At 60.7% G+C, this 25866-nt stretch carries 18 protein-coding genes and 3 pseudogenes; 11 read left to right on the forward strand and 10 right to left on the reverse strand.

Going from position 1 to position 25866, the window contains the following annotated elements; all coding sequences use genetic code 11:
- Positions 1-155: 155 nt before the first annotated feature.
- The 8 genes from D0Y60_RS21775 to D0Y60_RS21810 form a co-directional block, all read right to left on the reverse strand.
- Positions 156-2309, reverse strand: coding sequence for a NosR/NirI family protein (locus tag D0Y60_RS21775; RefSeq protein WP_117372056.1), 2154 nt, complete (start codon positions 2307-2309; stop codon positions 156-158).
- 613 nt (positions 2310-2922) lie between these two features.
- Positions 2923-3981 (reverse strand): SAM-dependent methyltransferase, encoded by a 1059-nt coding sequence (locus D0Y60_RS21780; RefSeq protein ID WP_117372057.1) that lies wholly within the window; start codon positions 3979-3981, stop codon positions 2923-2925.
- The gene (locus tag D0Y60_RS21785; protein ID WP_117372058.1) at positions 3953-6610 is read right to left on the reverse strand and encodes a nitrate reductase; all 2658 of its coding nucleotides are present in this window, start codon (positions 6608-6610) and stop codon (positions 3953-3955) included. Before D0Y60_RS21785 ends, D0Y60_RS21780 begins: the two co-directional genes overlap by 29 nt.
- 1 nt (position 6611) lies before the next feature.
- Complete coding sequence (gene nirD / locus D0Y60_RS21790) at positions 6612-6941, reverse strand: nitrite reductase small subunit NirD (protein WP_117372059.1); 330 nt, start codon at positions 6939-6941, stop codon at positions 6612-6614.
- Between the two features lie 10 nt (positions 6942-6951).
- The gene (nirB, locus tag D0Y60_RS21795; protein WP_117372060.1) at positions 6952-9402 is read right to left on the reverse strand and encodes a nitrite reductase large subunit NirB; all 2451 of its coding nucleotides are present in this window, start codon (positions 9400-9402) and stop codon (positions 6952-6954) included.
- Between the two features lie 15 nt (positions 9403-9417).
- Positions 9418-10644 (reverse strand): nitrate/nitrite transporter, encoded by a 1227-nt coding sequence (locus tag D0Y60_RS21800; RefSeq protein WP_117372061.1) that lies wholly within the window; start codon positions 10642-10644, stop codon positions 9418-9420.
- A gap of 328 nt (positions 10645-10972) precedes the next feature.
- Positions 10973-12187 carry a CmpA/NrtA family ABC transporter substrate-binding protein gene (locus D0Y60_RS21805; RefSeq protein WP_117372062.1) on the reverse strand — a complete coding sequence of 405 codons (1215 nt, stop codon included), beginning with the start codon at positions 12185-12187 and terminating at the stop codon, positions 10973-10975.
- Positions 12184-12786: an ANTAR domain-containing response regulator gene (locus D0Y60_RS21810; protein ID WP_117372063.1), complete on the reverse strand. Its 603-nt coding sequence runs from the start codon at positions 12784-12786 to the stop codon at positions 12184-12186. The genes D0Y60_RS21805 and D0Y60_RS21810 overlap by 4 nt, the downstream gene beginning before the upstream one ends.
- Before the next feature lie 716 nt (positions 12787-13502).
- Between D0Y60_RS21810 and D0Y60_RS21815 the strand changes: the two genes are divergently transcribed.
- From D0Y60_RS21815 to D0Y60_RS21845, 8 genes and pseudogenes are all read left to right on the forward strand, one after another.
- Positions 13503-15455: an EAL domain-containing protein gene (locus D0Y60_RS21815; protein WP_117372064.1), complete on the forward strand. Its 1953-nt coding sequence runs from the start codon at positions 13503-13505 to the stop codon at positions 15453-15455.
- Positions 15456-15551: 96 nt separating this feature from the next.
- Complete coding sequence (locus D0Y60_RS21820; RefSeq protein WP_245409264.1) at positions 15552-16040, forward strand: transposase; 489 nt, start codon at positions 15552-15554, stop codon at positions 16038-16040.
- A pseudogene (gene tnpB / locus D0Y60_RS21825) lies at positions 16037-16393 on the forward strand (IS66 family insertion sequence element accessory protein TnpB). Before D0Y60_RS21820 ends, tnpB (D0Y60_RS21825) begins: the two are co-directional and overlap by 4 nt.
- A 71-nt stretch (positions 16394-16464) precedes the next feature.
- Positions 16465-17778, forward strand: a pseudogene (locus D0Y60_RS21830) (IS66 family transposase); the annotation flags it as partial.
- A 151-nt stretch (positions 17779-17929) separates the two neighbouring features.
- Positions 17930-18247: pseudogene (locus tag D0Y60_RS25265) on the forward strand (transposase); the annotation flags it as partial.
- Positions 18244-18597 (forward strand): IS66 family insertion sequence element accessory protein TnpB, encoded by a 354-nt coding sequence (gene tnpB, locus D0Y60_RS24655; protein ID WP_147324552.1) that lies wholly within the window; start codon positions 18244-18246, stop codon positions 18595-18597. The pseudogene D0Y60_RS25265 and the gene tnpB (D0Y60_RS24655), both read left to right, overlap by 4 nt.
- A 69-nt stretch (positions 18598-18666) precedes the next feature.
- Positions 18667-20268 (forward strand): IS66 family transposase, encoded by a 1602-nt coding sequence (locus tag D0Y60_RS21840; protein WP_117372066.1) that lies wholly within the window; start codon positions 18667-18669, stop codon positions 20266-20268.
- Between the two features lie 187 nt (positions 20269-20455).
- Positions 20456-20710 carry a hypothetical protein gene (locus D0Y60_RS21845; protein WP_117372067.1) on the forward strand — a complete coding sequence of 85 codons (255 nt, stop codon included), beginning with the start codon at positions 20456-20458 and terminating at the stop codon, positions 20708-20710.
- A gap of 39 nt (positions 20711-20749) precedes the next feature.
- On the opposite strand, the gene D0Y60_RS21850 is transcribed toward D0Y60_RS21845, so the two are convergent.
- Positions 20750-21463: a Crp/Fnr family transcriptional regulator gene (locus D0Y60_RS21850; protein WP_117372068.1), complete on the reverse strand. Its 714-nt coding sequence runs from the start codon at positions 21461-21463 to the stop codon at positions 20750-20752.
- 254 nt (positions 21464-21717) lie between these two features.
- Here D0Y60_RS21850 and D0Y60_RS21855 point away from each other — a divergent pair, with 254 nt between their 5' ends.
- Positions 21718-22086, forward strand: a complete 369-nt coding sequence (locus D0Y60_RS21855) for a response regulator (RefSeq protein WP_117372069.1) — start codon at positions 21718-21720, stop codon at positions 22084-22086.
- A 332-nt stretch (positions 22087-22418) separates the two neighbouring features.
- Here D0Y60_RS21855 and D0Y60_RS21860 read toward each other — a convergent pair whose 3' ends face one another.
- Positions 22419-23681: a DUF763 domain-containing protein gene (locus D0Y60_RS21860; RefSeq protein WP_117372070.1), complete on the reverse strand. Its 1263-nt coding sequence runs from the start codon at positions 23679-23681 to the stop codon at positions 22419-22421.
- A gap of 556 nt (positions 23682-24237) precedes the next feature.
- Between D0Y60_RS21860 and D0Y60_RS21865 the strand changes: the two genes are divergently transcribed.
- Complete coding sequence (locus D0Y60_RS21865; protein ID WP_147324553.1) at positions 24238-24696, forward strand: hypothetical protein; 459 nt, start codon at positions 24238-24240, stop codon at positions 24694-24696.
- Between the two features lie 27 nt (positions 24697-24723).
- Entirely contained in the window at positions 24724-25836 is a 1113-nt protein-coding gene (locus tag D0Y60_RS21870) for a YihY/virulence factor BrkB family protein (RefSeq protein WP_117372072.1), read from the forward strand.
- The last annotated feature ends 30 nt before the right edge of the window (positions 25837-25866 follow it).

Consider the following 25866-nt stretch of genomic DNA (forward strand, 5'->3'; position numbering starts at 1 on the left):
CGCGGGCCGGCGTCGCAAGGCCAGCGGCGCCGAGGCCGAGGGCGGCCGGCCCCATCGTGCCGGCGAGAACCGCCGAGCCTGCCGTGGCGCTGAAGAGCGCGCGGCGGCTCAGCCCCTTGTTTTCCTTCGATTCCATGGTCGGGTTCCTTCTTTGGTTAAACTCTGGCTGCGGGTTCCGGGACCGGGCCCCCGGGGCTCGCCGCGAGCTTGGCTCGCGACTTCATCTTCTTGATCACCACGGGGCATACGGTTGTGGATTGGTAGAGCACTTGGCAGTGCAGGCAGTTGATGCACTCGTTCGGGTTGATCTCGCCGGTCTTGTGGATCGCCTGAACCGGACACTGGATGGCGCAGGTCTGGCAGGGGTTTCCGCACTCGTGGTAGCGCTTCAGCCAGTCGAACATGCGCATGCGCGCAGGGATCGCGAGCGCCGCGCCGAGCGGGCAGAGGTAGCGGCAATAAAACCGCTCGACGAAGAGCCCGGCGACCAGCAGTGCTACGGCATAGGCCACGAACGGCCAGGCGCGGATGAACTTCAGGATGATCGCGGTCTTGAAAGGTTCGATCTCGGCGAGATGTTCGGCCTGCTCGACGCTCATCAGCGAGACGCCGAAAAGACCGAGAAAGATCATGTATTTGACCGGCCAGAGGCGCTCGTGCAGTCCCCAGGGCAGCGTCCATTGCGGAATGCGCAGCTTGCGGGCGATCTGGTTGGTCAGTTCCTGCAGGGCGCCGAAGGGGCAGAGCCAGCCGCAATAGGCGCCCCGACCCCAGAAAAGCAGCGCGGCGGCAACGGCAAACCAAAGGATAAAGGTCAGCGGATCCAGCAGGAACGCCTGCCAGCTGAAGCCGTTCACCAGGCTGCCGAACAATGCCATCAGGTTGACGACCGAAAGCTGCGCATTGGCGTACCAGCCGAGAAAGATCAGTGTGAATGTCAGGAAGACAATACGGAAGATATAAAAGCCCTTGGCGTTCTTGACCGCATAAGTCTGGAAGAAGAACACGCCTGTCAGCACCACCAGCATGGCGGTGAGAACCACGATCTTCAGCTTGGAATCGCGCCAGATGCGTTTCCAGAGATCTGCCTGCGCGCTCACCTCTTCTTGCGGTGAGGCGACGGCATCCTGCTGCACGGGTGGCGCGATCGCGCGCAGGTATCTCTGCGGCAGCTGGTAGCCGAGATCGAAGGTGTGGAAGACCTTCTCGATCGGCCCGACCTCGCGTTGTGCCAAAAGCTGAATGCGGAAGGGCCTGGCTGGATCAAAGCCGAGGCCGGCGGGAATGCGGAACATGTCCATTTCTGAAAATTCCGGCGCGCCAACAAGCGCGATACCGCCGAGCCGGCGATGATCGCGGTCGCGGAACCGCACGGAAACGTCGTCCTGTATAAGCACGATGCGGTCGAAGATGCCGCCGCGCACATAACCCGAGCCCTTGAAGGAGTAGAGGCCGCGTCCTACGACGGCAATGGCGTTCTCACCCTCCTTCAGCCAGCTCCTCAGATTTGCATCCTGGGCTGGACCGAGCAGTGTCTTGCCGATTGCGGGAACCGAAACCAGCGCGGCCTGCATGTCGATGAAGGTGGTCTGCGGCGCTTCGGTGATGGAACGATCGCGCGCGCGTTCGTCGGGATGTTCGGCAAAGGCTGCGTTGACCTGAGCGACATCGAGCGTTAACCGGCGCAGCGTGCCGTCGCCCTCGGCCTCCGCCCAATCGGTAGGACCTGCGGCATCCCGGTCAATCTCAAAGCGCGGCCCAGCCGCGTCCGCTTCCGGCGCGAGCCCTCCGAGACCAAGCGCACGCGCGACCTTCAGTCCAGAGCGGACGATGGAATCGTCGATCACCATCACCGTCACCGTCGCCCCGGAGATGATGTCTACCTCATGTCCCGTGCCACCGGATTTCGCCTCGGCAACGATGTCCAGGCCGGCATAGCTGGCCACCAACGCATTCACCTTCGCTTCGGGTATGCCGATGAGGACGATGGGCTCGGAATGCTTGACCAGCTTGACACCGACAATCCTGGCGTCCGTGCCGATCGCGACGAGCGTATGGATTGGCTTACCGGAATAGCCGGTGGTCCCGACGAAGTCCGATGTCATGAAGACCCAGGCCACCGTCTGGCCGCGCTTCAGCACCGGCGCCACCGCTAGGTCCTCGCGAATCGAACCGAAACCCTCCGCACCGGGCACGAGGTCTGACGCGGCTGCAGCAGGCAGGTACTGCTCCAGAACCGTACGGGCATGGGCGGGCGCCACCAAGCACAGACTGGCACACAGCAAAAGAAGGAGACGTACGATTTTCATTCCAAGGCATTCCCGCGGATCGTTGCGAGACCATTGGATCGTTAGCTCCGGTCAGTCGTTGACTTGTGTCAAATAAAGAACAACTAACTAGACAGTATCGCTGGGTCTGCGAACGGCCGGAAATTCGACGAATGGTCCTCCTTCTCAGACGGTTCGCGCGGCCGTCGAGCACGGTCGCTCCGCGAAACCTGAAGTCAAACAGGCAGTTTACTGTTCCACCGCCTGAGCGCCTATGATTTCCACCTAAGAGCCGCACAGTCGGAAACGAGGAGATGACGAGGGCGTTAACTTCTCCCGGCGTCCCAAATGGAGCCGAAGGGCACCAGCTAGTCGAGGCCGCCATATGGAGTCTGGAGCGTTTCACTCCGGCTTCCGGCATGGCTGGTTCGATTACGCTGGTTAATGATGATTGCAGGCCTCTACCGCCGCAACTTATCGGTGACTTCTCTACGATCAGACCTGTTGTCGCAAGTTCATGTAGAATGCCGCGACGGTCCCAACCTCTGCGACGCCTCTCCAGGCGACATTATTGGATAGTCCCTCGCGCGAGGAACGTCGAGACGCAACGATTTCAGGTGGTGACGATCGGTTAAAGACAGGCCAGAACGTGAGGTCATATAGCTGGCGCCGTGATGCCTGGGACAACGTCGACAGGAATGTTGTGGCGTTTGAGGTGAGCGATCTCGTCCTCGGCCCGCCCGAAGATCACCGGATCGCCGGGTGACAGCCGTACCACGCACTGGCCGGCCATAGCGAACTTGACGATAGTGTCTCCGATCTCTTTCTGTCGGCAGCTCTCGCCGCCGCATCGTTCTACGGGCATGCGCGTCGCCTCGCGGCGCGCCAACTCGAGCACTTCGCCGGGAACCAGATCGTCAAAGAGGATGATATCGGCCGCCTGCAGCGCTCGCACGGCCTTTAGCGTTAGGAGCTCAGCATCGCCTGGCCCCGCGCCGACAAATGTCACGCGACCGATGGCGGGGGCTTCCGCGAGCCGTTCGGCATCAGCGAGAAGCACCCCACCTACGCCCTCCTCCGGCGTATCCAGCGTGGAAAAGACCCTGTCGGAGAACCGCTCCCAGAAAACGCGGCGCGGCTGGCCGGGCTTAAGGCGCAGGTTGACCGCCCCGCGCAGCGACTGTGCCAGCGCCGCCCAAGCCTTCAGGCTGCGCGGCAGAAGCGTCTCGATCTTGCGGCGGATCGTCTGTGCCAGGATCGGCGCCGCGCCGTCCGTCGAGATCGCCACGATCACCGGCGAGCGGTTGACGATCGAGCCGAACTGGAACTGGCAGAAGGCCTGCTTGTCGATGACATTGACCGGCACGCCCGCAGCACGGGCGGCGTTGAAGAACGTTTCCGCATCGTCCTCGCAATCGCCGATCGCCAGCACAGCACCAGCCAGATCGGATGGCGTCCAGCACCGGGCATGGCGCGTCAGTCCTGCCGCCGGATGATCCGGTGGGCGAGCGAAGAGCGCCTCGAAGACCTCGCCGAAGGTTTCCGCATAGACATCAACGCGGGCACCGCAGGCCGCAAGCAGTTCCGCCTTCCACATCGCGGCATCCGTGCCGCCGGCGACGACGACACGTTCACCCTCCAGCGCCCAGAAGACCGGCAGCTTGGCGAGCGGTTCTATGCGCGCTTCATTCCGCGGCGGCTGCGAGACATCCATCGACGATCCCCTTGATCTCGGCGCGGCACGATCCGCAATTGGTTCCGGCATTGAGCGCCTTGCCGACGGCCTCGACGCTGTGGCAACCGCCCCGCACGGCGGCGACGATCTGGTTGACGCCAACGCCGAAGCACGAACAGAGGGTGGCGCCGGGGTCCGGCTTGTCCGCACCCGGCCGGCCGGCGACGAGCGCGAAACGCTTGCGCAGGTTGGCGTGTTCGGCGGTGAGTTGGGCGATCGCCCAGTTGCGGGCGACTGCCACGGGCTCGCACGCTAGGAAGAAGGCGGCGAGAAGCCGAGTCCCGTCGAAGAAGGCGAGCCTGACATCGCCGGTCGGCGCATCCGCATAGCCGAGCGGCTCGACGCCGTCGGGGATGGTGAAGACGCGGCGGCACCAGTCCGCCCAGTGCTGGACCGGCGTGGTGAACGCCAGTTCCAGCCGCCAGCCGCCATCGGCTTTGGCGAGCGCCCAATAGGCCGCATCCGGCTCGACCGGCTTCGCCTGCGAGACGGCGAAGGCATAGTGCCGTGCCTTGAACAGCTTGACCGCGACCGCAACGTTCTTCGAGGCGGGCTGGCCGGAAAAACGGTCGGTGATGGCGGGGACGACGGCATCGATGCGGGCCCTGGCAGCAAACTGATCGTTCCAGTGCATGGGGGCGAAGATGCTGCGCCGCGCCTGGCGTTCGGTGATCAGCGCCCGCACCACGGCGCTGCCCAGCGGGCTCTCGATCTCGACCAGCCCGGCATTGCCGACGCCGATCTCGACGGCATCGCGCGGATGCAGTTCTGCAAAGGGTTCGGCGATGTGGGACGACAGGCGCGCGCTTTTTCCCGTGCGCGTCATGGTGTGCCATTGGTCGCGGATGCGGCCGGTGTTCAGCGTGAAGGGGTAGTCGGGATTGGCGCGGTCGGTTTCGGCGGGCTCGACTGCGACGAAGTGTGCCTTGCCATCCTCATGGTAGAAGCCGCCATCGGCGAAAAAGCGGCTTTCCGTCCTGGCCTGTCCTGCCGGCTGCGGCCATTGGAAGGGTTCAAGCGCATTATAAACAACCTGCCCGACACCAACATGCGCACCGATATCGAAATCACGGCGGCCATCGTTCTCGAAAGCCGAGAGGGCCGCATGTTCGGAAAAGATTTCTGCCGGAGTTTCATAAGCGAAAGCATCGGCAAAGCCCATGCGGCGCGCGACTTCGACTAGTTGCCACCAGTCCGCCCGCGTCGTGCCAGGCGCGGCAAGGAAGGCGCGCTGGCGGGAAATGCGGCGCTCGGAATTGGTGACGGTCCCGCTCTTCTCGCCCCAGCCGAGCGATGGCAGCATAACGTGCGCGTGGCGGGCGGTGTCCGTGTCCTTGATAATGTCGGAGATAACGACAAAGGGACATGCCTTGATCGCCGCCTCGACGGCAACGGCATCGGGCATGGAGACGACAGGGTTGGTCGCCATGATCCACAGCGCCTTGATGCGCCCGTCCGCCACCGCCTGAAAGAGATCGACCGCTTTGAGGCCCGTTTTTTCCGCGATGACGGGCGACGCCCAGAAGCGCTGCACCCGGTCGCGGTCTTCAGCGCTTTCGATGGACATATGGGCGGCCAGCATGTTCGCGAGACCGCCGACCTCGCGGCCACCCATGGCGTTGGGCTGCCCCGTCAGCGAGAACGGCCCCATGCCCGGCCTGCCGATGCGGCCGGTGGCAAGGTGGCAATTGAGGATGGCGTTGACCTTGTCTGTGCCGGACGAGGACTGGTTGACGCCCTGGCTGTAGCAGGTGACGACCTTCCCGGTCGTCGTGAACAGGCGATAGAATTCGCGAAGCTGCATGGCCGGAAGCCCCGTCCGCTCCAGCACCTCGCCGAAGGAAACGCCCGCCGCCGTCTCGAAGGCTTCGGCAAAGCCCGACGTATGCGCCGCGACATAATTCTGGTCGACGGCGTTGTTCGAGACGAGATGCGAGAATAGGCCGACGAACAATGCCGCATCCGTATCGGGGCGGATCGCCAGATGAAGGTCGGCGATATCGACCGTCATGGTGCGGCGCGGATCGATGACCACGACCTTCATGCCCGGACGGCGCTCTTTGGCGGCGGCAAGGCGCTGGTAGAGCACGGGGTGGCACCAGGCGAGGTTGGAACCGGTCAGGATGACGAGATCGGCCAGTTCCAGGTCCTCATAGGTCCCCGGCACCGTATCCGAACCAAAAGCCCGGCGATGGCCGGCGACGGAGGAGGACATGCAGAGCCGGGAATTCGTGTCGATATTGGCCGAACCGAAAAACCCCTTCATCAGCTTGTTGGCGACGTAGTAATCCTCCGTCAGCAACTGGCCGGAGACATAGAACGCCACGGAATCGGGGCCGTGCTCGGCAATCGCGGCGGCAAACTTTGCGGCGACGAGATCGAGGGCGCTGTCCCAGGACGCCGGTTCGCCCCTGATCTCGGGATGCAGGATGCGACCATCGAGATCGATCGTCTCGGCAAGCGCCGAGCCCTTTGAGCAGAGCCGCCCGTAGTTCGACGGGTGGTCCGGATCGCCCTTGACGGAAACGGCACCGTCTTCGGCGACCGTCGCGATGACACCGCAGCCGACGCCGCAATAGGGGCAGGTTGTCTTGACCGCCTGTTCCATCCTATTCGGCCGCCACCATCAGGTCTTCGAGCGCGATGAACAGCGCGCCGCCGTCATTCTTTAGCGCGATGGTCTTCACCGCGCCCTCGTCCACACCGAGCGCCGTGCCGGTTTCCAGCGATATCACCCAATTGTGCAGCGGGCAGGTCACGGCCTTGGCATGAACGATGCCCTGGCTCAGCGGCCCGCCTTTATGCGGGCAATGGTCTTCGATGGCAAAAACCTCGTTTTCTGCGGTGCGAAATACTGCGATCTTGCCCTGCGGAGTTTTCACACAGCGGGCGCCACGCAGCGGGATGTCGGCGATGTTTCCGATGGCAAACCAGTTCATGTCCGACCTCCTATTCCGCTGCCTGTCCGTAGCCGATGGTCGCCATCGGCCGGAATTCATGTTTGTCCTTGCCGGATACGCGCTCCGACCAGGGATCGACCTGGGCGAATTTCTGGGAGAAAACGAAGCGGTCATAATAGGCCTTGCACTTGTCGGCATCGCCCATGATCTGGCGGCGGATCTCGTCGAGCCCGATGCGTTTCGCCCATTTGTAGATGCGCTCGAGATAACGCGCCTGTTCGCGGTACATCTGCGTCAGCGCCACGATGTGCTCCAGCGCCTCGTCCTCGCTCTTCACGAGGCCGAGCACTTCGGTACCCTTGATGTCGAGGCCCGCGGCACCGGCGAAGTGAATCTCGAACCCAGAATCCACGCAGATCACGCCGATGTCCTTGCAGGTCGCCTCCGCGCAGTTTCGTGGACAGCCGGAGACCGCCATCTTCAGCTTGGCCGGCGTCCAGGAGCCCCACATGAACTTTTCGATGCGGATGCCGAGCCCCGTCGAATCCTGCGTGCCGAAGCGGCACCAGTCGGAGCCGACACAGGTTTTTACGGTGCGCAGGCCTTTCGCATAGGCCTGGCCGGAGATGAAGCCTGCCTTGCCGAGATCGGCCCAGACGGCAGGCAGATCCTCCTTCTCGATGCCGAGCAGGTCGATGCGCTGACCGCCGGTGACCTTCACCAGGGGGATCTCGAACTTGTCGACGACATCGGCGATGGCGCGCAGCTCGCCGGAATTGGTCACGCCACCCCACATGCGCGGCACGACGGAATAGGTGCCGTCCTTCTGGATGTTGGCATGCACACGCTCATTGATGTAGCGCGACTGGTAGTCGTCGGCGTATTCATCCGGCCAGTCACAGACGAGGTAGTAGTTGAGCGCCGGGCGGCATTTGGCGCAGCCGCAGGAGGTCTTCCATTCCAGCTCCTGCATGACCGCCGGAATGGTCTTCAGCCCCTTCGCCTTGATCAGGCGGCGCACGTCGTCATGGCCGAGATCGGTGCAGCCGCACATCGGCTGGACGGCGGCGGGATTGTAACTGTCGCCGAGCGTCAGCGTCATCAGCTGCTCGACGAGACCGGTGCAGGAGCCACACGAGGCCGACGCCTTGGTGTGGGCACGCACATCGTCCAGCGACGTCAGGCCCTTTTCGGTGATGGTCGAGACGATCCTGCCCTTGCAGACGCCGTTGCAGCCGCAGATTTCCGCATCATCCGGCAAGGCTGCAACGGCCGCCATAGGGTCCAGCGGAGCGCCCCCCTGATAGGCCTGGCCGAAGATCAGCGTCTCGCGCATTTCGGAGATGTCGGTCTGCTTCTTCTTGAGGTCGTTGAACCATGCGCCATCGGCGGTTTCACCGTAAAGCACCGTGCCGATGATCCTGTTGCCCTTCAGCACCAGCCGCTTGTAGACGCCGGCGGAGGCATCGCGCAGCACGATCTCCTCGCGATCGTCGCCATCGGCGAAATCGCCCAGCGAGAAGAGTTCGATGCCCGTCACCTTCAGCTTGGTCGGCGTATCCGAATGTACGAATGCCGCCCCCTGCTCCCCGGCGAGATGCGAAGCCGCGACACGTGCCATCTCGTAGAGCGGTGCGACGAGGCCATAAACCATGCCGCCGACCTCGGCGCATTCGCCGAGCGCCCAGATGCTGCCGTCGGAGGTCTGCATGCCGTGGTCGACGACGATACCGCGGTTGATGGCAAGCCCCGCCTCCCTGGCAAGCCCGACGCTTGGGCGGATGCCGACGGCCATGACGACGAGCGTCGCCGGGATGATGCGGCCATCCTCCAGTTCGATACCCTCGACCTTGCCGTTGCCGATAATGGCCTTGGTGTTGGCCTTGCAAAGGACCTTGATGCCGCGCCGTTCCAGCTCCTTCTGCAGGAGATAGCCGGCGGCCGGATCGAGCTGCCGGTCCATCAGCGTCGGCATGACATGGAGCACGGTGACATCCATACCGCGGCCGACAAGGCCGGCGGCGGCTTCAAGGCCGAGGAGGCCGCCACCGATGACGACGGCCTTTTCGCGCGACTGAGCGGCGAGCAGCATGGCCTGTACGTCGTCGAGGTCGCGGTAGGTGATGACGCCGGGCAATTCCTTGCCTGGCACCGGCAGGATGAAGGGCACGGAGCCAGTGGCGATGACCAGCTTGTCGTAGCTCTCGGTCACACCATGGTCCGACGTCACCGTCTTGGCATCGCGGTCGATGGCGACGATGCGGTGGCCCTTGTAGAGCGTGATGCCGTGCTTGATGTACCAGCCGTCGCCGTGGATGATGATCTCTTCGTAGTCCTTCTCGCCCGACAGCACCGGCGAGAGCATGATGCGGTCGTAGTTGACGCGCGGCTCGGCGTTGAAAATGGTGATCGCGTATCGGCCCGGCGCCTTTTCGAGGAGGTGCTCCAGCATGCGCCCCGGCGCCATGCCATTGCCGATGATGACGAGTTTCTCGTTCATGGTCTTTCCTTGCGATTACGCTGCGACGGCAGAGACGGAGGGGCGCTCCATCTGGCGGATGGAGAGGTGCATCCAGATCAGCGAGACGGCGACGACGGCGAAGAGCAGCAGGAAGCAGCTCGACCAGAGGCCGCTCGCATCCTTGAGAAGGCCGAAGGCGATGGGCAGGATGAAGCCGCCGAGCCCGCCGACCATGCCGACGACACCGCCGACGGCACCGACGCTATCGGGATAATAGGCCGGAATGTGCTTGTAGACGGCAGCCTTGCCGAGGCTCATGACGAAGCCGAGCACGAAGACCACGACGATGAAGACGGCCGGCGTGATGCCCGAAGGCAGCGACAGGATGAGCGTCGCGACGGCCGAGACGGCGAACATGCCATACATGACGGAGCGTGCGCCCTTGCGGTCTGACAGCACGCCACCAAGCGCCCGAAAGATGCTGCCGGGAATGGAATAGGCGGCGGCGACCATGCCTGCCGTGGCGATGTCGAAGCCATAGACGCCGACGAGGTAACGCGGCAGCCAGAGAGCGAGCGCCACGAAGCCGCCGAAGGCGAAGAAGTAGTAGAGCGAGAAGCGCCAGACCTGGGCCTTCTTCAGCGGCGCGAATTCCTCGCGCAGGCTGCGCTTCGGCCCCTTGCTTTCGCGGCGGCTCTTGAAGGCCGGATCATCGCTCGTGGTGAACCAGAAGAGGCAGGCGGTGAAGATCAGTGCCGCGGCCCAGACTTGCGCAACCATCTGCCAGCCGGCAGCGACGAGAACGAAGGGCGCGACGAATTTCGTCAGCGCCGCTCCGACATTGCCCGCGCCGAAGATACCGAGCACGGTGCCCTGCTTTTCCGCCGGGAAGAACGGCGAGACATAGGCCACGCCGACGGCAAAGGATCCGCCCGCTAGTCCCACGCCGAGGCCGGCAAGCAGCATCTGCGGGAAGGTCGTGGCGTGAGACAGGAGGAGCGTCGACAAGGCAGCGGCTAGCATCGTCAGCGTGTAAACGAGGCGGCCGCCAAAGCGCGGCGTCCACACGCCGAGCAGGATGCGCACCAGCGAGCCGGTCAGGATCGGCGTGCCAACGAGCAGGCCGAACTGGGCTTCCGACAGGCCGAGGTCTTCCTTGATGCGGATGCCGATGATCGCAAAGATCGTCCAGACGGCGAAACAGATGGTAAAGGCGAAGGTGGACATCCAGAGCGCGACAGCGCGTTCACGCGTGGATGTGGGCTGCTTGATCTCAGACATGGCTTCTCCGAGGCCCGACAAGGTCGTGCCGCTCCAATCTCGGGGTTGAAAAACAAAAAGCCACTGGCCAGGCACATGCCCCATGGTTGCCCCATGCGCACGGATCCTGATCAGCGGCTTTGCTGGTGAAGCGCCCGTCGTTGGACGCCGATGTCGTGACCCGAAGGTCTACGCTCTAACAAGCAATCGGTGTGCCAATTTAATCAAGCTATTGATCTTCAATAATAATAATTTCTTCGCGACTCTCGAAGGCTTGGAAGCGCCTCGCTGTTCGTGCATCTACGTAGCCATTTTTTGTGCAGTGCGCATAATTAAGCGCCGCGCACACTCAGCCAACCGTCTGCGACGCGATGTAGGCTTCGACATCATCAGGATCGAAGCGGCCACCGTCGAAGAAGCCGTCGGGACCGAGCGTCAGGACGCCGGAAGATCCGACGGGCGTTGCGACGGTCAAGGCCCCTTCGACCTTAGCGCTGACCGAGGGCATGGCGATACCGAGGTCCTTCAGCGCGGCCCGGTAGATGTCCGGTCGATAGGTCTCCGCCGCAAGGCGCTGGCGCTCCGCCGTATGCCCGATCTGCCGCCAGCGCACCATCTGCGTGTAGAACCAGAGGGCGTGGCTTTTCCAGGGAAAGGTGGCGGCCTTGGCGTTCGGCACGAAGAAATCGCCGACGGTGCGCACCGTCTCGCCACCAACCGGCAGCTTGCCATCGAGGGCGGGAAGCAGCAGGTCCACATCGTGCCCGACATAGGCTGGCTGCGCCAGCAGCGTTGCAAGGGCCGCGTGGTTTTCCGGTCGGGCACACCAGAGCGACGCCTGATACAGCGCAACAAGCAGCGCCGCCATCGCCTCCGGATTGGCCGCGCCCCAGCGTGCATTAACGCCAAGGACCTTTTCCGGGCTCGACCGCCAGATCGCCGCCTTGACGGTGGCCAGATGCCCGCCGCGCCGCAGCACGCCGAACGTGTTCCATGGTTCGCCGGCGCAATAGCCGTCGATCACCCCCTCGGAGAGCGCATCACCCATGTCGGGCGGCGGCAGCACGACGATCTCAATGTCTCGATCCGGGTCGATGCCGCTTGCAGCCAGCCAGTAGCGCAGTTCGTAATTGTGCCCCGAATAGGGATGCACGACACCGAAGCGCAGCGGCGCGCCCGTCCGTACTGCGATGGCTGCGCGGAGCGCCGCGCCATTGGCGCGCGCATCGAGATCGGCCGTCGCACCATGATCCGCCATCGCCTGCCAGAGCGCCGGCGAGACCGTCACCGCATTGCCGCCGAGGCCGAGCGCCATCGGAACGATCATCTCGGGTGCGGGAAGGTTCAGGCCGAGATTGCCGGCGATTGGCATAGGGCCGAGAATATGCGCGACATCGATATGGCGCACCGCAAGACGGTCGCGGATGCTCGCCCAGGAGCGCTCGCGCAGCAAGGTGAGATCGATGCCCTGCGCCTCGGCAAAGCCCATTTCGCGGGCGACGACGAGGAGCGCGCTGTCAAGCAGCGGCACAAAACCGGCGGTGATGGCGTGGCGCGTCGTCATTCCGTTCCTCCGGGGTCGAGCAGGCTGGCCGCCGTGACGAGGCTCTGGGCGATCTCGACGATCTTGCGGTTCTGGTTCATCGCCGTGCGGCGAAGCAGCGCATAGGCCGCCTCTTCGGAGAGCCCGCGCGAGCGCATCAGGAGTCCCTTGGCGCGGTCGATGACCTTGCGGTTTTCCAGTTCCCCGCGCGTCTCTTCCAGCTCCCGGCTGAGACGGGAAAAGGCATTGAAGCGGCTGATCGCCATTTTCAGGATGGGGCGCACCCGCTCCTGCTTCAGCCCGTCGACGATATAGGCCGAGACGCCCGCTTCGACCGCCGCCTCGATGGAGGCCTCGTCGGACTTGTCGACGAACATGGCGATGGGGCGTTTTACGGCGCGCGACAGCTGGAACATGCTTTCCAGCATGTCGCGGTTCGGATTTTCTAAATCGATTACGATAATATCGGGATTGAGATCGGCGATGCGACGCGCCAAGCCATGCATGACGTCGATCACCGTGACCTGGTCATAACCCGCATCCCGCAGCCCCTCTTCGATGATGGCGGCGCGGATGCGGTTCTCGTCGATAACAAGTACGTTCAATTCATTCGGCTTCATATGGCAACCGCACCGAAACCGCGCTGCTGAATTGCTGCGTCGTCGTTTTGCAATGCAGCATTACCGCAGGTATATCAAGCCACTTTATATATGCAAAAGAATGACCGTGGTGAGCTTTCGCGGGGACTAGCGTGAGGTTGATAACGACGCTGGACCGCCTCGCGATCTGCGATTAGACAGCAGTGGCGGAGAGAGCAGCAGCTGCTGCTGTCGAGGGCACGAGTATCCAGGCGGCGCGGTACGGCGATCTCGCGGGAAAGGCCCGAAATGCATCCAGAGTGTACCCCTCCTGCTTACTCTGGTCAGCGCGCGCTGACGAAGTGCCAGGCGCTCAACCGTTTCCCGGCAGCATCGGCCAGCCGACACACTCGTGCCATGAGCGAACCGCCGTTCAAAGACGGCATGCTCCCCGAGTAGGATGACGTTGAACGCCTTACATCGGTTCATGGCCGGCCTGCCGGTTCTACTGCAACTTCGCCCCACAAATCGCAGGCTTTGTTTGAGTCTGGTCGAACCACATCTTAAAAACAGGGACTTCTGCTCGCCCGTAAAACTCTGAACGCACGCTCTGATATGGGGAGGAAGGATGTCCCGAATTTACCCATCGATCAGTCGGGGTCCATCTACGTGACCCATCGAATTTGTTAACCGTACTAGTTTGCGTTGTCGAAGGCATCGATGTGGTATGAATTCACCATAAATTGATGGGCTGAACGATGAATATATGGAATGTGCAGCGCAAGATTCAGCAGTTCATGGCGGTGCAGAGCACGAACCCCGAGCTTTTAAAAGCTCAGTATCGAGCTTTCACCCATCAAATGCCGATGATGTATCTTATTTTGCTTACCAGCACTTGGGCGCTTGCGGTAACGCATTTAGGATTGGCGCCATACTGGCTTACGCTTGGTGTTCCATCACTGTTTACCGTCGGATGCCTATTGAGGGTGTTCTTCTGGCTTCGGACGAGAAATGTCGATCCTTCACCTGAACTCGCGCTTACAGCTTTGCAACGCACCAATCGTCTGGCGGGCGCTATCGCCAGCGCGTTTACACTCTGGTCGTTCGCGCTTGTTCCCTATGGCGACGCTTACACCCGCTCGCACGTCGCATTTTACATGGCGATCACCGTAATATCCTGCATCTTCTGTTTGATGTATTTGCGTTCAGCAGCGTTCATCGTGACAATTGTCGTCAACGGCGCTTTCATCGCATTCTTTGTCTCAACGGCTCAGCCGACATTCGTCGCAATCGCGATCAACATCCTGCTGGTCTGCGCAGGCATGATGTCCATCCTTCTTACGAATTATCGAAACTTCGAGAGCATGGTGGTTTCGAAGCAAAAAAGCGACGCGCTGAGCAACGAGAATTTCCGGCTTGCCAACCTGGACAGCCTTACGGGACTTGGAAACCGCCGCGCATTCTTCGCGGCGTTAGAGGTCAATCTCAGGAGGGCAAGCACTAGCGGAACACGGATGGCTCTCGCGGTTATGGACCTTGATGGCTTCAAGCCTGTCAATGATCTTTACGGTCACTCCGTGGGCGACCGTCTTCTGGTCGACGTTGCCAATCGCTTGTCTGAGACACTGACGGCGAGTACAGCCTTCCGGCTGGGCGGAGATGAGTTTGCAATCATCGCTCCGCTTCCGCCGGAGAATACCGAACTTCTAATCAATGCGAATAATGTCGCTGCGCAGTTGAGGCAACCCTATCAAATGCCAGAAGGTGTCGTCCACATCTCGGCTTCCATGGGGATTGCCGTCTTTCCCGACCTCGCACTGAGCCCAGAGGAGCTTTTCGACCGGGCCGACTACGCGCTTTACCATGCCAAAAAGAGGCACCGCGGCGGCGCGGTCCTTTTTAATACTGCCCATAAAGACAAGATCAACCTCGATGCACGAATTGAGAGCGTCCTAAAGCAGGCGAATCTCGAAAAGGAGCTTTCTCTGGTCTTCCAGCCTATCGTTAATGTCAGCGATCACGCCATCCTCGGCTTTGAAGCCTTGGCTCGGTGGGCCAGCCCGACCTTGGGCGAAGTCTCGCCAGCACGTTTCATTCCTGTCGCCGAAAGAGCCGGCATCATCGGCGAATTGACGAAGACCCTTTTAAGGAAGGCACTGGCTGCTGCTACGTGCTGGGATGCACATTTGCGACTCGCATTCAATCTGTCGGCGCACGACTTGAATTCGAACGAAAGCGCTCTCGCGATCCTGAGCGTTGTCGAAAGAAGCGGCTTTGATCCCAAGCGGCTTGATCTCGAAATTACCGAAACGGCTTTCGCCCATGATTTCGCGCAAATTACTCATTCTGTCGAGATGTTGCGGCGCCTTGGGTGCGGCATATCGCTCGACGATTTCGGCACAGGCTATTCAAGCCTCACACGGCTGCACGCGTTGCCGCTAACTAAATTCAAGATCGACCGGAGCTTTGTTGCGAATCTGCACACGAAGCCTGCGAGTTACAAAATCGTGAAGTCGCTTTTAGCACTGAGTGCAGATATGGGCTTGGATTGTGTCATCGAAGGTGTCGAGACGAAAGAGGAGCTTCAAGCTCTCAAAGCGTTGGGCGGCACCAGTGTCCAGGGTTATCTTTTCTCGCCTCCGCTGCCGGAGGATGAGGCACGATATCTGGCTGCGCAACATACGCATCGGTACAGCCAGATCGCAGTTTAATCAGGGGCCAATTAAGTATTGAAGGTGCGGGAACCAGCATTTGTACATGGCACTTCAAAGTAAGCGGTGTTTTGACCGCACCTTCCGGATCAGTGCGTGATTGACGATGTTGAACCCGAACGAGGGCTTGGACATATGTCGATTTCACAGCTTACGCTTACATCCAGGGATGAAGAGCCGGTGCGCCGGTTCGAGGTTTTCACGGGCAACGGCCGGCGGCGTGAGTGGAGTGGCGAGCGCAAAGCTGAGATCGTCGCGGAGAGCTATGAGCGAGGCGTGACGGTCTGCGCTGTCGCGCGGCGTCACGGATTGACCCCGCAGCAATTGTTCAGCTGGCGTCGGCTCGCCCGCAAGCCGCTCGAAGTTGTGCCTGATGTTGAGGACGTTCCGATGTTTGCGCCAGCGGTCCTGGACGTGCCTACCAAGCGGGTGGCCAAAGAGCCGGAACCGGCGCGTGCGTCGAGAAAGAAGCCGGGGAGCGGCGCAATCGAATTGGAGATCGGCGGGGCGATCGTCAGGATCGCATCCGGCGCGGATGCGGCCACGATTGCTGCCGTCATCCAGGCAGTGAAGGCACAATCGTGATCGGTCCGTCGGGAGCGGTTAAGGTCATGGTCGCCACCCGGCCTGTCGACTTCCGCAAAGGTGCGGAGGGCCTGGCGGCGCTGGTCAAGGCTGAGACGGGTGCTGATCCGTTCTCCGGGGCAATTTACGTGTTCCGGGCCAAACGGACGGACCGGATCAAGCTCGTCTTCTGGGATGGCAGCGGTGTGTGACTGGTCTCCAAACGGCTCGAGGATGGCGAGTTCCACTGGCCCAAAATGCAGAATGGTGCGATGCGTCTGACGGCCGCCCAGTTCTCGGCCTTGTTCGAGGGGCTGAACTGGAAGCGCGTCCATGCGCCGATCGAGACGCGTGTTCCGGAGCAGGCGGGATAGTCGCCGCGACCAATTGAATCAGGCTCGCCCGCGCCCTCGTTTTGGTCGCCGGAATATGCTGTTGTCGTTCCATGACGATGACGGCCGACGAGCTTCCCGACGACCTGAACGCGCTCAAGGCGATGGTGCTTTCGCGCGAACTCGAGAACGCCAGGCTGCGCCAGATCATCAAGGAATTACAGCGCCATCGCTTCGGCCGCCGCGCTGAGACCCTTCCCGAGGATCAGCTTCTCCTCGGGCTCGAAGAAGCCGAACAGGTCGAGGCCGATGGCTTGGAAGATAGGGAGCAGGCATCGAGCGATCTGCGCCGAGAACGGACTGCGAAGCGGCGGATAAACCGCGGATCACTTCCCGCCCATCTGCCGCGCATCGATGTGGTCATCGACATTGAAAGCCATGACTGCCCCTGCTGCGGCAATGGCCTGCATCGGATTGGCGAGGATGTCAGCGAGAAGCTCGACATCGTTCCGGCCCAGTTCCGCGTTCTGGTGACGCGCCGCCCAAAATATGCCTGTCGCGCCTGTGAGGAGGTTGTCGTCCAAGCTCCGGCTCTCGCACGGCTGATTGAGGGCGGTCTTCCGACCGAGGCGACCGTCGCCCAGGTGCTGGTCTCCAAATATGCTGACCACTTGCCACTCTACAGGCAGGCGCATATCTACAAGCGACAGGGGATCGATCTTGACCGTTCGACACTTACCGACTGGGTCGGTCGCGCTGCCTGGCACTTGCGCCCGGTTCATCAAAGGCTGCTCGAGCATCTGAAGGCCTCGTCCAAGCTCTTCGCCGGCGAGACGACCGCCCCAGTGCTCGATCCGGGTCGGGGGAAGACTAAGACCGGGCAGCTCTGGGCCTATGCTCGTGATGACAGGCCATGGCAGGGAGCCGACCCGCCCGGTGTCGTCTATGTCTATGCGCCCGATCGCAAGAGCGAACGCCCAATGGCGCATCTTGATGGCTTCGTCGGCATCCTGCAGGTCGACGGGTACGTGGGCTATCGAGCGCTCGCCGCTGGCAACAGCGTTTCCCTGGCATTCTGCTGGAGTCATGTGCGTCGGCGCTTCTATGAATTGGCGGCGGCCGGTCCCGCGCCTATTGCCAGCGAAGTGCTCAGGCGCATCGCCGAACTCTACAAGATCGAGGACGACATCCGCGGTATCACCCACGAAGAACGTCGCGCCGTCCGGCAGGCCAAGAGCCGTCCGATCATCGACAGTCTCGCGCCTTGGCTGACCGAGCGACTCTCGCTTATCAGCCAGAAGACCAAGCTCGCCGAAGCAATCCGCTACACGATCTCACGCTGGGATGGGTTGATCCGTTTCATCGATGACGGCCGTATCGAGATCGACTCCAATACCATCGAGCGTTCCATCCGGCCGATTGCCCTCAATGTAACCGGTGTTCTGCCCCCACATTGCGCGCTGTCGCGTGATCTGTGATCGGCGTATCCATGGGCAGAACGGGAGTTTCTCCATGGAGACTACACTATAGTTTCTCACAACCAGCAAGCCTGGACGTGAGGTTCACCGACATTGGCCGGACGAGATCAAGGCAAAGATCGTTTCGGAAAGCTTGAGGCCTGGCACGACGGTCAATGAAGTTGCACAGCGCTATGGATTGCGAGCCAACAGCCTTTCCACCTGGCGAACGATGGCGCGGCAGGGCAAACTGATCCTGCCAGCGCCGGAGGATGCGGTGGAGTTCGCGGCGGTGATCGTCGATCCGCTTATTTCAGAACCGCCGCCTAACGCGGTTGGTCGCCCTGAGATCGTCCTCGGTCAAGTGATCATCCGTCTTGAGGAAGGGGCATCTGTGGCCCGGATCGCTGCCATCGCACGTGCCTTGTCGGCAACATGATCTTTCCATCGAACCGTATGCGGATCATGGTGGCGACCAAACCCGTGGATTTCCGCAAGGGTCATGACGGGTTGGCGGCTTTGGTCAAGAACGAGCTGCACAAGGACCCGTTCACCGGAACGGTCTTCGTGTTCCGCTCACGCAGGGCTGACCGGTTGAAGCTGATCTACTGGGATGGCTCTGGGATCGTTATGGCCTACAAGAGGCTGGAAGAGCACCGCTTCACTTGGCCTGGCATTAAGGATGGCCTGATGACACTCACCCACGCCCAGTTCGAAGCCCTGTTCGCAGGCCTAGATTGGCGGCGGGTTCACGCCATCCAGACGAAAACGCCGCAGGCCATCGAATAGCTGCGGCACGATGACTCAGCAGGGCAAATTCCGAGGGTAAATCGGCTTTGGATTTGGTAGGTTTTGGCCATGCTTGATACCGCCGACCTTCCCGATGATGTTGCTGCTCTGAAGGCGATGCTGATCGCGGCGCAGGCACGCGAGGCGGCCAAGGACTCTGCGATAGTCAGTAAGGACGAGCATATCGCCCGCAAGGATAAGCGGATCGAACGGCTTGAGAAGCTGGTCGCAGCCTTCAAACAGGCCGCCTTCGGACGCAAATCCGAGAAGACCGATCCCGACCAATTCGATCTGGCACTGGAAGACCTGGAAACGGCCATGGCTGCCATCCATGCCGAGGATGAGGCGGACGCTCCTGCAGGAAACAGGATTAGCAAGCCACGTGCGATCAATCGCGGCTCCCTTCCAAAGCATCTTCCGCGTATCGAGGAGGTGATTGAGCCAGAAAGCCTGATCTGCGCCTGCGGTGGTTGCATGCACTGCATTGGCGAGGATGTCTCCGAGCGGCTGGACGTGATCCCGGCACAGTTCCGTGTCATTGTCAGCCGTCGCCCCAAGTACGCGTGCCGTGCCTGCACTGACGGTGTCGTTCAGGCTCCAGCCCCGGCTCGCCTTATCCAGGCTGGGCTGCCGACGGAAGCGACCGTCGCCCATGTGCTGGTCTCCAAATATGCCGATCATCTTCCGCTCTATGGGCAGGCGCAGATCATGAGCCGCCAGGGCATTGACCTCGACCGATCCACGCTCGCTGACTGGGTCGGTCGGGCGGCCTACGAACTGCGGCCTGTCTTTGACGCACTGATGGTGGACCTGAAGCGGTCAACCAAGCTCTTCATGGATGAGACGCGTGCTCCGGTTCTCGATCCCGGCTCCCGCAAAACCAAAACGGGGTATTTCTGGGCGCTGGCGCGGGATGATCGACCTTGGAATGGCAGCGCTCCACCGGGCGTGGCCTTCACCTATGCACCCGGTCGAGGCGGGCATCATGCGGAACGGATATTGCAGGGCTTCGCTGGCATCCTGCAGGTTGATGGCTATGCCGGGTATAACAGGCTGATCGCACCAGAGCGCGTCGGCCCGGACATTCAGCTTGCCTATTGTTGGGCACACGCCCGGCGCAAGCTGGTGGAGGTCACTCGCAACGGAACAGCACCGATTGCCGAGGACGGTGTCAAACGGATAGGCGGGCTGTATCGCATTGAAGGAGAATTGCGCGGCCTTGATCCTGAGGCTCGCCTTGCAGGTCGGCAGGAACGATCAGCGCCACTTGTCGCGGGCCTCCATAACTGGCTAATCCATCACCGCGCCCATGTCGCGACCAAATCTCCGCTCGGCGAGGCTTTGGCCTATATCGCCAAATACTGGGATGGTTTGAAGCTCTTCCTGACCGACGGCCGCATCGAGATCGACAACAACAGCGTAGAGCGGACCATTCGTCCGATTGCCCTTAATCGGAAGAACGCACTCTTTGCGGGTCATGATGCGGGAGCCGAGAACTGGGCAACCATCGCCTCTTTGATCGAGACCTGTAAGCTCAATGGCATTGATCCGCAGGCCTATCTAACCGCCACGCTCACCGCCATCGTAAATGGCCACAAGCAGAACCGCATCGATGAGTTGCTGCCTTGGCATTGCCGTACCAGGACCGCACGTGCCTGGAGCTCGGCTTAGGAAGACGGTGACGAGACTTTAGGCAAGGGCCCAGCCTGGCACATCCGGTGATATGTGGTGGAACTTCTCTGCTACCGCTCTGTTGAGGAGTAACCGGGCCTAATCCGACGCCCGCATAGCGCCCGTGCCTCCTTGGTGAGAACAGGTTTGGTCGCGACGATCTCCTCTTCTCGCTGGTGGGCATCCAATGTCACTCTACTTTTTCAACATCTACAACGGCAAGCAGTCCTGTGACGATGTCGGCTCCGAATGCACAAACGTCGCTGAAGTGCGGGCCGAAGCAGTCGGAACCATCCAGGAACTGGTGCGGCACTCTTTGCTGGAGAAGAAGGACCTGTCATCTATGACCGTCAATGTCGTGGATGGCGAAGGCAAAACAGTAATGATCGTCAGCCTCGCGGCTTCCGTCGAAACTGTTGCTGGGTCCTCACTAGCAGCCTAGTGGCCCCACGACCGGCGCAACCCGGCGCACAGCCGACCACTAAAACAGGTCGGACATCAGCCGCCGGTATTCGGCCTCGGGTATTCCGTAGGCATCATGAGCAAATTCCTCAAGGGCTGCCCTATTCTTGATAACCACACTACCCCGATAGGCACGAATGAAGCCGTTTCCCTCAAGGATATGCATGGCGGTGGTAACGCTGGGACGCCGAACCGCCAGCATCATTGACAGGAAGTCGTGAGTGAGGGGCAGCTCGTTCGCCTGAATACGGTCCTCACACATCAACAGCCACCGGGCCAATCGTTCATTTACATCATGGATTGCATTGCAGACGGCCGTATAGGCAAGCTGAACAGAGAACGCCTCGATGGATCGGACCACAACCTTCCAAAGGCTGCGGTTTTCCTCCATCGCAATCCGGAAGCTCTCATAGTCCATCCGATAGGCCTCTGCATCCATCTGCACCACGATATCGTGCGAACTGCTGTCCACACCTGCGGCCGCAGATGTTGGAACATAGCCCTCGTTCCCGAAGATGCCTGCTTCCCCCTGGTATCCGCCAGGCGTCGTAACAACAACCGATGCAATCCCGCTCTCCAGGAAGTAAACATGTTGAATGCTTTCGCCTCTTTTCGCGATCAATGTACCTCTCGGGAGGCTCGCGAGCTCAAGCTGGGGCGCAAGCACATTCATGTCTCGCTCCGGCAAGATGTTGAGTAGCTTGTTCTTGATCTGGGACTGTTGCTGCACCATCGTCACCCCTCCGTGCTGTCGGGTTGACGCACAAAGCCACCCGCCCGTCCAACTTACCTTGACAGATGAACAAGAACAGCAGGGCCGTGTATGTGAGATCGCATTTTTCGTTGACGCGCACCTAAGACATGGGAACCTTCGTCACCGTTACAACTCAATCAGCCCAATCCGCCGCTGATTGATAAGGAACCTATACCAGCGACTGATTGTTGTGTACGATACCGTACATTTTCTCCAGCAGAAACGAGCGCACCGTGCCTGATCCTAGAACCGCCGTTCTCGTGGTCGAGGACGAGGCGTTGATCCTCATTGGCATTTCCGATGATCTGACGGACCTGAACTTTCGCGTTTTCGAAGCGTGCAACGCCCAACAGGCAATCGAGCAGTTGATGCTACACCCTGAGATCGAGGTGATGTTCACCGACATCGACATGCCGGGTGACATGGATGGACTTCGGCTTGCCAAGCTGGTGCGAGGGCGTTGGCCACCAATCAAGATCATCATAACCTCGGGCAAGCATAAGCTCACGAGAGACGATCTTCCGGTTGTTGCCACCTTCATCCCGAAACCATACGATCCGGCTTCGGTAGCTGGTGCTATACACGAAGTCATGGCCAATTAGAGGAAGGTCCGGAGCTAAACACCGGCTAGTAGGCGGCCGACTGATGATCAGAAAACCTGCCTTTATCCAGCGACGACCTAGTTGGCATTTTCAACTGAGGCTTCAATCGCAGCCCTCGTCGCCAATTTCAGAGACAATCCGACTCCAAGTAGATAAAGCCGCCCATCAAGGTGAGACAGCAACATCGCTAACGATTTGGAAGAAGCATTTACCGCATTCTTCTCCCAGACTGCGGGAGGGACAACGCGTCGCAAGGACAACACCATGGCCAGTAAATTCATATAACTCGACGAGCCATTGTTTCGTGGCAAGCACATACTGCGGCGACAAGCCTAATGATCTGAAGTCGGCCTCCTGAGATCTCGTTCCCAGCCGAACACGCTTCGACCATCAAGATCGGCGGAATGGCTGAGTTCAACGGCGACGATCTCCTTTAGGTCTGGCCCCGTCACATAGCGCTCGAGTTGCCGGCTTTGCTCGTCAAGCCTCTTTAGCGCCTGCAGTTCGTCGTCGAACCCCAACCGTGCCTTTCGGATCGCCGATTTCATTACGCCGATCGTCTCGTCATAGACTTTCAACGGCACGGGGAAAGGGTGCCGATCCTTGCCACCGTGGGCAAGCGAAAACCGGGCGGGATCGGAAAAGCGGCATGGCGTTCCGTGCACAACCTCGGCCACTAACGCGAGCGCATGAACGGTGCGCGCCCCCACACCTGGGGTGAGGAGCAGATCCTCGAAGTCGGCGGGTCCTCGCTCGGCTGCCGCGGCGAGATTGCCGTGCAGGCGCCGCATGTTCACGTCGCTTTCGCGAACATCGTGGTGTGTAGGCATAACGAGATGGGGCAAGGTGAGTTGCGCGCCATTTTCGTTCGCGCTGCACGAGGGCACTTTCTCGATTAAGGCCAGTTCACGAATGATACGGTCCGGCCCGAGCGTTCCGAGGAGATCAAGTTGCCTCTCCCGTGACAACTTGGCGCGTGCGTCAGCGAGATTAACGATTTTCCCTTGGTCCCGCCCCTCGATTGCCGCATGCGGCGAGTCTAGGAAACCGCTCAGCCCCTCAGACAGCCAATGATACCGTCGGGCCTGCCGCCGGTCACCGTTCATTCCCTGCTGTATGACAACCCATTTGCCGTCATCGGCAACCACAAAGCCGTGCAGATAGAGCTCGAACCCGTCCTGCACCGCCGCACTGTCTACCTTCGCGACCAATCGGCTGGTCGTTGAGAGTGCCGCGCCATCGAGGCCGACGCGATCGCCGACGCTCATCAGTTCGTCTGGCGTCCTGCGCGACTGGGCGCCGCGCCCGCCGCAGACATGCAGGCCCAGCTCGCCGGAGAGCGGCACCAGACCGCGTTTCAGGGCTCCCAGAACGCTGGTCGTGATGCCAGAGGAATGCCAGTCCATTCCCATGACGGCGCCGAAGGACTGGAACCAGAATGGATTGGCCAGCCGCCGCAGATACTCGTCACGCCCATAGTGATGAACTATTGCCTCTGTGATGACCGCGCCGAGCCGCGTCATACGCTCCCCGAGCCATCTCGGAACTTTTCCGCCATGCAGGGGAAGATCGGCGCTTCCTGCGCGTTTTGCCAATGTCGCGACCTCTGAAATACACACTGAGAGATAGATAACGCAAGATCGACTTACAACGCCGGACCGTTCCGTCCGAAAATCTCACCCAGCTGACGTCCGCTGACTGAACTCTCCACCCTGACGCAAGGAGCAAGTCTGTTCCATCCGCTGCCCGCCATCATTGCCTGGAAAATTCGGCAAGCCGGGAACTTCCCCTCCAGGATTTGGTTTCGGTTGCGATCATGATGTGGAGATCACCCAATGAGCAATAACCCTATCGGTGAGCCTATCCCTCGTGGGATCATAGCCTACCCGGCCCTTGGCGACGCGTCCGATGCGGAGGACGCCGTTTCAAAAAGCGGACTTAACGCTTGGAACGAACTTGCTCAGGTCGGCTTGAGCCTTGCCTTCCTTCCCACTTTGGCATGGGCCAGTTTCATCACGAGCAGCACATCTGTCTGGCAATCATGGACATTTCCCGATTTGCACAGCGACACGACGCCGGTTCAGAACTTTCGTCTGTCGAGGGCAGGCCGTTTCCAAGCTAATTTAGCTGCCTGGGCTTATGGAGGTAGATGTGGATAAAGAACCTACGCCAGCTGTTTTGTCATTGCTTAATGAGCAGGCGGAGCAGAGCGCAAAAAATAAGACACGACTGGACAGGGGACTGGAAGACACTTTTCCTGCGTCCGACCCGGTCTCGATAACGCATACCGCCACCGCGACCGGTTCAAACGCTGTGGAGGCCGAGCACCAGAAGAGTGAACTTCTGGGGCTCCACCCATCGGCCAAGCCCTATGCTTCGCGGGATGATCGTGCCGCCGAGCTTCGCGCGATCCGGCGCGATCTCGAGAACCTCCAGGACCGCTTCCGAGCCGTCACGTACCCCACTGACGCCACCCGTGATAGGGGCAGTGTGATCGCACGCCGTATAGAGCATATGATTAGCGAGCATCCCCTGACGGCCATCGGCGTCGTTACCGCCTTGTCCTTCATTATGGGCGCCGGGTATGGGACCAGAAGGAGAGTCTATTGATGACAGAACCGACTGGTCGTCTCTGAAATGTCGAAAGGTCGTCGCGCGAGCCAGAGGAGTCTGTCAGTTCTGGTCACGTTCGCGGTACTTGCAGGCGTGGGGCTTTGGGCGGAGGCGCAGAAGAGGCGAGCGTCCGCACTCGATCCTGATGAGCAGAAGATCGATGCGCATGGTCGTGAAGCGGAAGTGCCGGAATCGATACCGGTGCGCGGCCTTAGTGACGTATTCTGGCGGGTGTTCCATGAGATTACCACAGACCGGGTGATGCTTATCTCGGCCGGGGTAACCTTCTACCTCCTGCTTGCCATCTTTCCGGCTCTGGCGGCCTTGGTTTCATTGTATGGCCTTGTCGCCGATCCATCGACCATGGCCGATCACCTGAACGCCTTGGCAACCCTTCTCCCACCAGGCTCCTTCGAGATCGTAGCCGACCAGGTCGCTAGTCTTGCGGCAAGCCGGGACCGAACGCTGGGATTGACCTTCTTCGCCGGCCTGATCATCGCACTTTGGAGTACGCGAAACGGCGTTCTCGCGATCTTCGACGCGATGAATGTCGCTTACGATGAAGACGAAAAGCGCGGTCTCTTCAAGCGAAACATGATTGGGCTGGCGTTCACCAGCGGCGGAATCTTGGGGCTCACCGTGTTGATCGGGTTAGTTGCCGTATTGCCCGCTACTCTGACCTATCTTTGGCTGGACGGGTCCGACGAGCGCCTCCTCCTGATCCTGCGATGGCCGCTACTTTTGGTGCTCGCTTTCGTTGCCGTGACCTGTATCTATCGGTATGGACCAAGCCGCGCGCCTGCGCGCCTGCGCTGGCTGACATGGGGTGCGGGTCTGACAGTGGTCGCGTGGATCGTCATGTCCGCCGGCTTCTCTTTCTATCTCAGCAATTTCGCCGACTATAACGCTGCCTATGGAGCATTCGGTGCCCTGATGGGTCTGCTCATCTGGATTTGGCTGTCGGTTGGCATTCTTATCGTGGGTGCCGAGGTGAATGCGGAGCTTGAACATCAGACAGCGCGGGACACGACGACGGGCCCGCCTCGCCCAATGGGTGCGCGCGGCGCCTTCGTCGCCGACACGGTGGGAGCGACGGCTGACGAGAGTAAGAGCAAAGAAGCGAGCTGCACTCCATAGGGCATGGAACAAGCACGCGGTTGAAAGGTT

The organism is Shinella sp. WSJ-2 (assembly GCF_003432075.1).
Taxonomy (GTDB): Bacteria; Pseudomonadota; Alphaproteobacteria; order Rhizobiales; family Rhizobiaceae; genus Shinella.

Coding starts and splice junctions, on each gene's coding strand:
- nirD (WP_117372059.1), bottom strand. CDS start 6,941: ATGAACTGGTTTGCCATCGGAAACATCGCCGACATCCCGCTGCGTGGC.
- nirB (WP_117372060.1), bottom strand. CDS start 9,402: ATGAACGAGAAACTCGTCATCATCGGCAATGGCATGGCGCCGGGGCGC.
- D0Y60_RS21800 (WP_117372061.1), bottom strand. CDS start 10,644: ATGTCTGAGATCAAGCAGCCCACATCCACGCGTGAACGCGCTGTCGCG.
- D0Y60_RS21775 (WP_117372056.1), bottom strand. CDS start 2,309: ATGAAAATCGTACGTCTCCTTCTTTTGCTGTGTGCCAGTCTGTGCTTG.
- D0Y60_RS21850 (WP_117372068.1), bottom strand. CDS start 21,463: ATGGTGCAGCAACAGTCCCAGATCAAGAACAAGCTACTCAACATCTTG.
- D0Y60_RS21815 (WP_117372064.1), top strand. CDS start 13,503: ATGAATATATGGAATGTGCAGCGCAAGATTCAGCAGTTCATGGCGGTG.
- D0Y60_RS21785 (WP_117372058.1), bottom strand. CDS start 6,610: ATGGAACAGGCGGTCAAGACAACCTGCCCCTATTGCGGCGTCGGCTGC.
- tnpB (WP_147324552.1), top strand. CDS start 18,244: ATGATCTTTCCATCGAACCGTATGCGGATCATGGTGGCGACCAAACCC.
- D0Y60_RS21805 (WP_117372062.1), bottom strand. CDS start 12,187: ATGACGACGCGCCACGCCATCACCGCCGGTTTTGTGCCGCTGCTTGAC.
- D0Y60_RS21780 (WP_117372057.1), bottom strand. CDS start 3,981: ATGGATGTCTCGCAGCCGCCGCGGAATGAAGCGCGCATAGAACCGCTC.
- D0Y60_RS21870 (WP_117372072.1), top strand. CDS start 24,724: ATGTCGAAAGGTCGTCGCGCGAGCCAGAGGAGTCTGTCAGTTCTGGTC.
- D0Y60_RS21845 (WP_117372067.1), top strand. CDS start 20,456: ATGTCACTCTACTTTTTCAACATCTACAACGGCAAGCAGTCCTGTGAC.
- D0Y60_RS21810 (WP_117372063.1), bottom strand. CDS start 12,786: ATGAAGCCGAATGAATTGAACGTACTTGTTATCGACGAGAACCGCATC.
- D0Y60_RS21840 (WP_117372066.1), top strand. CDS start 18,667: ATGCTTGATACCGCCGACCTTCCCGATGATGTTGCTGCTCTGAAGGCG.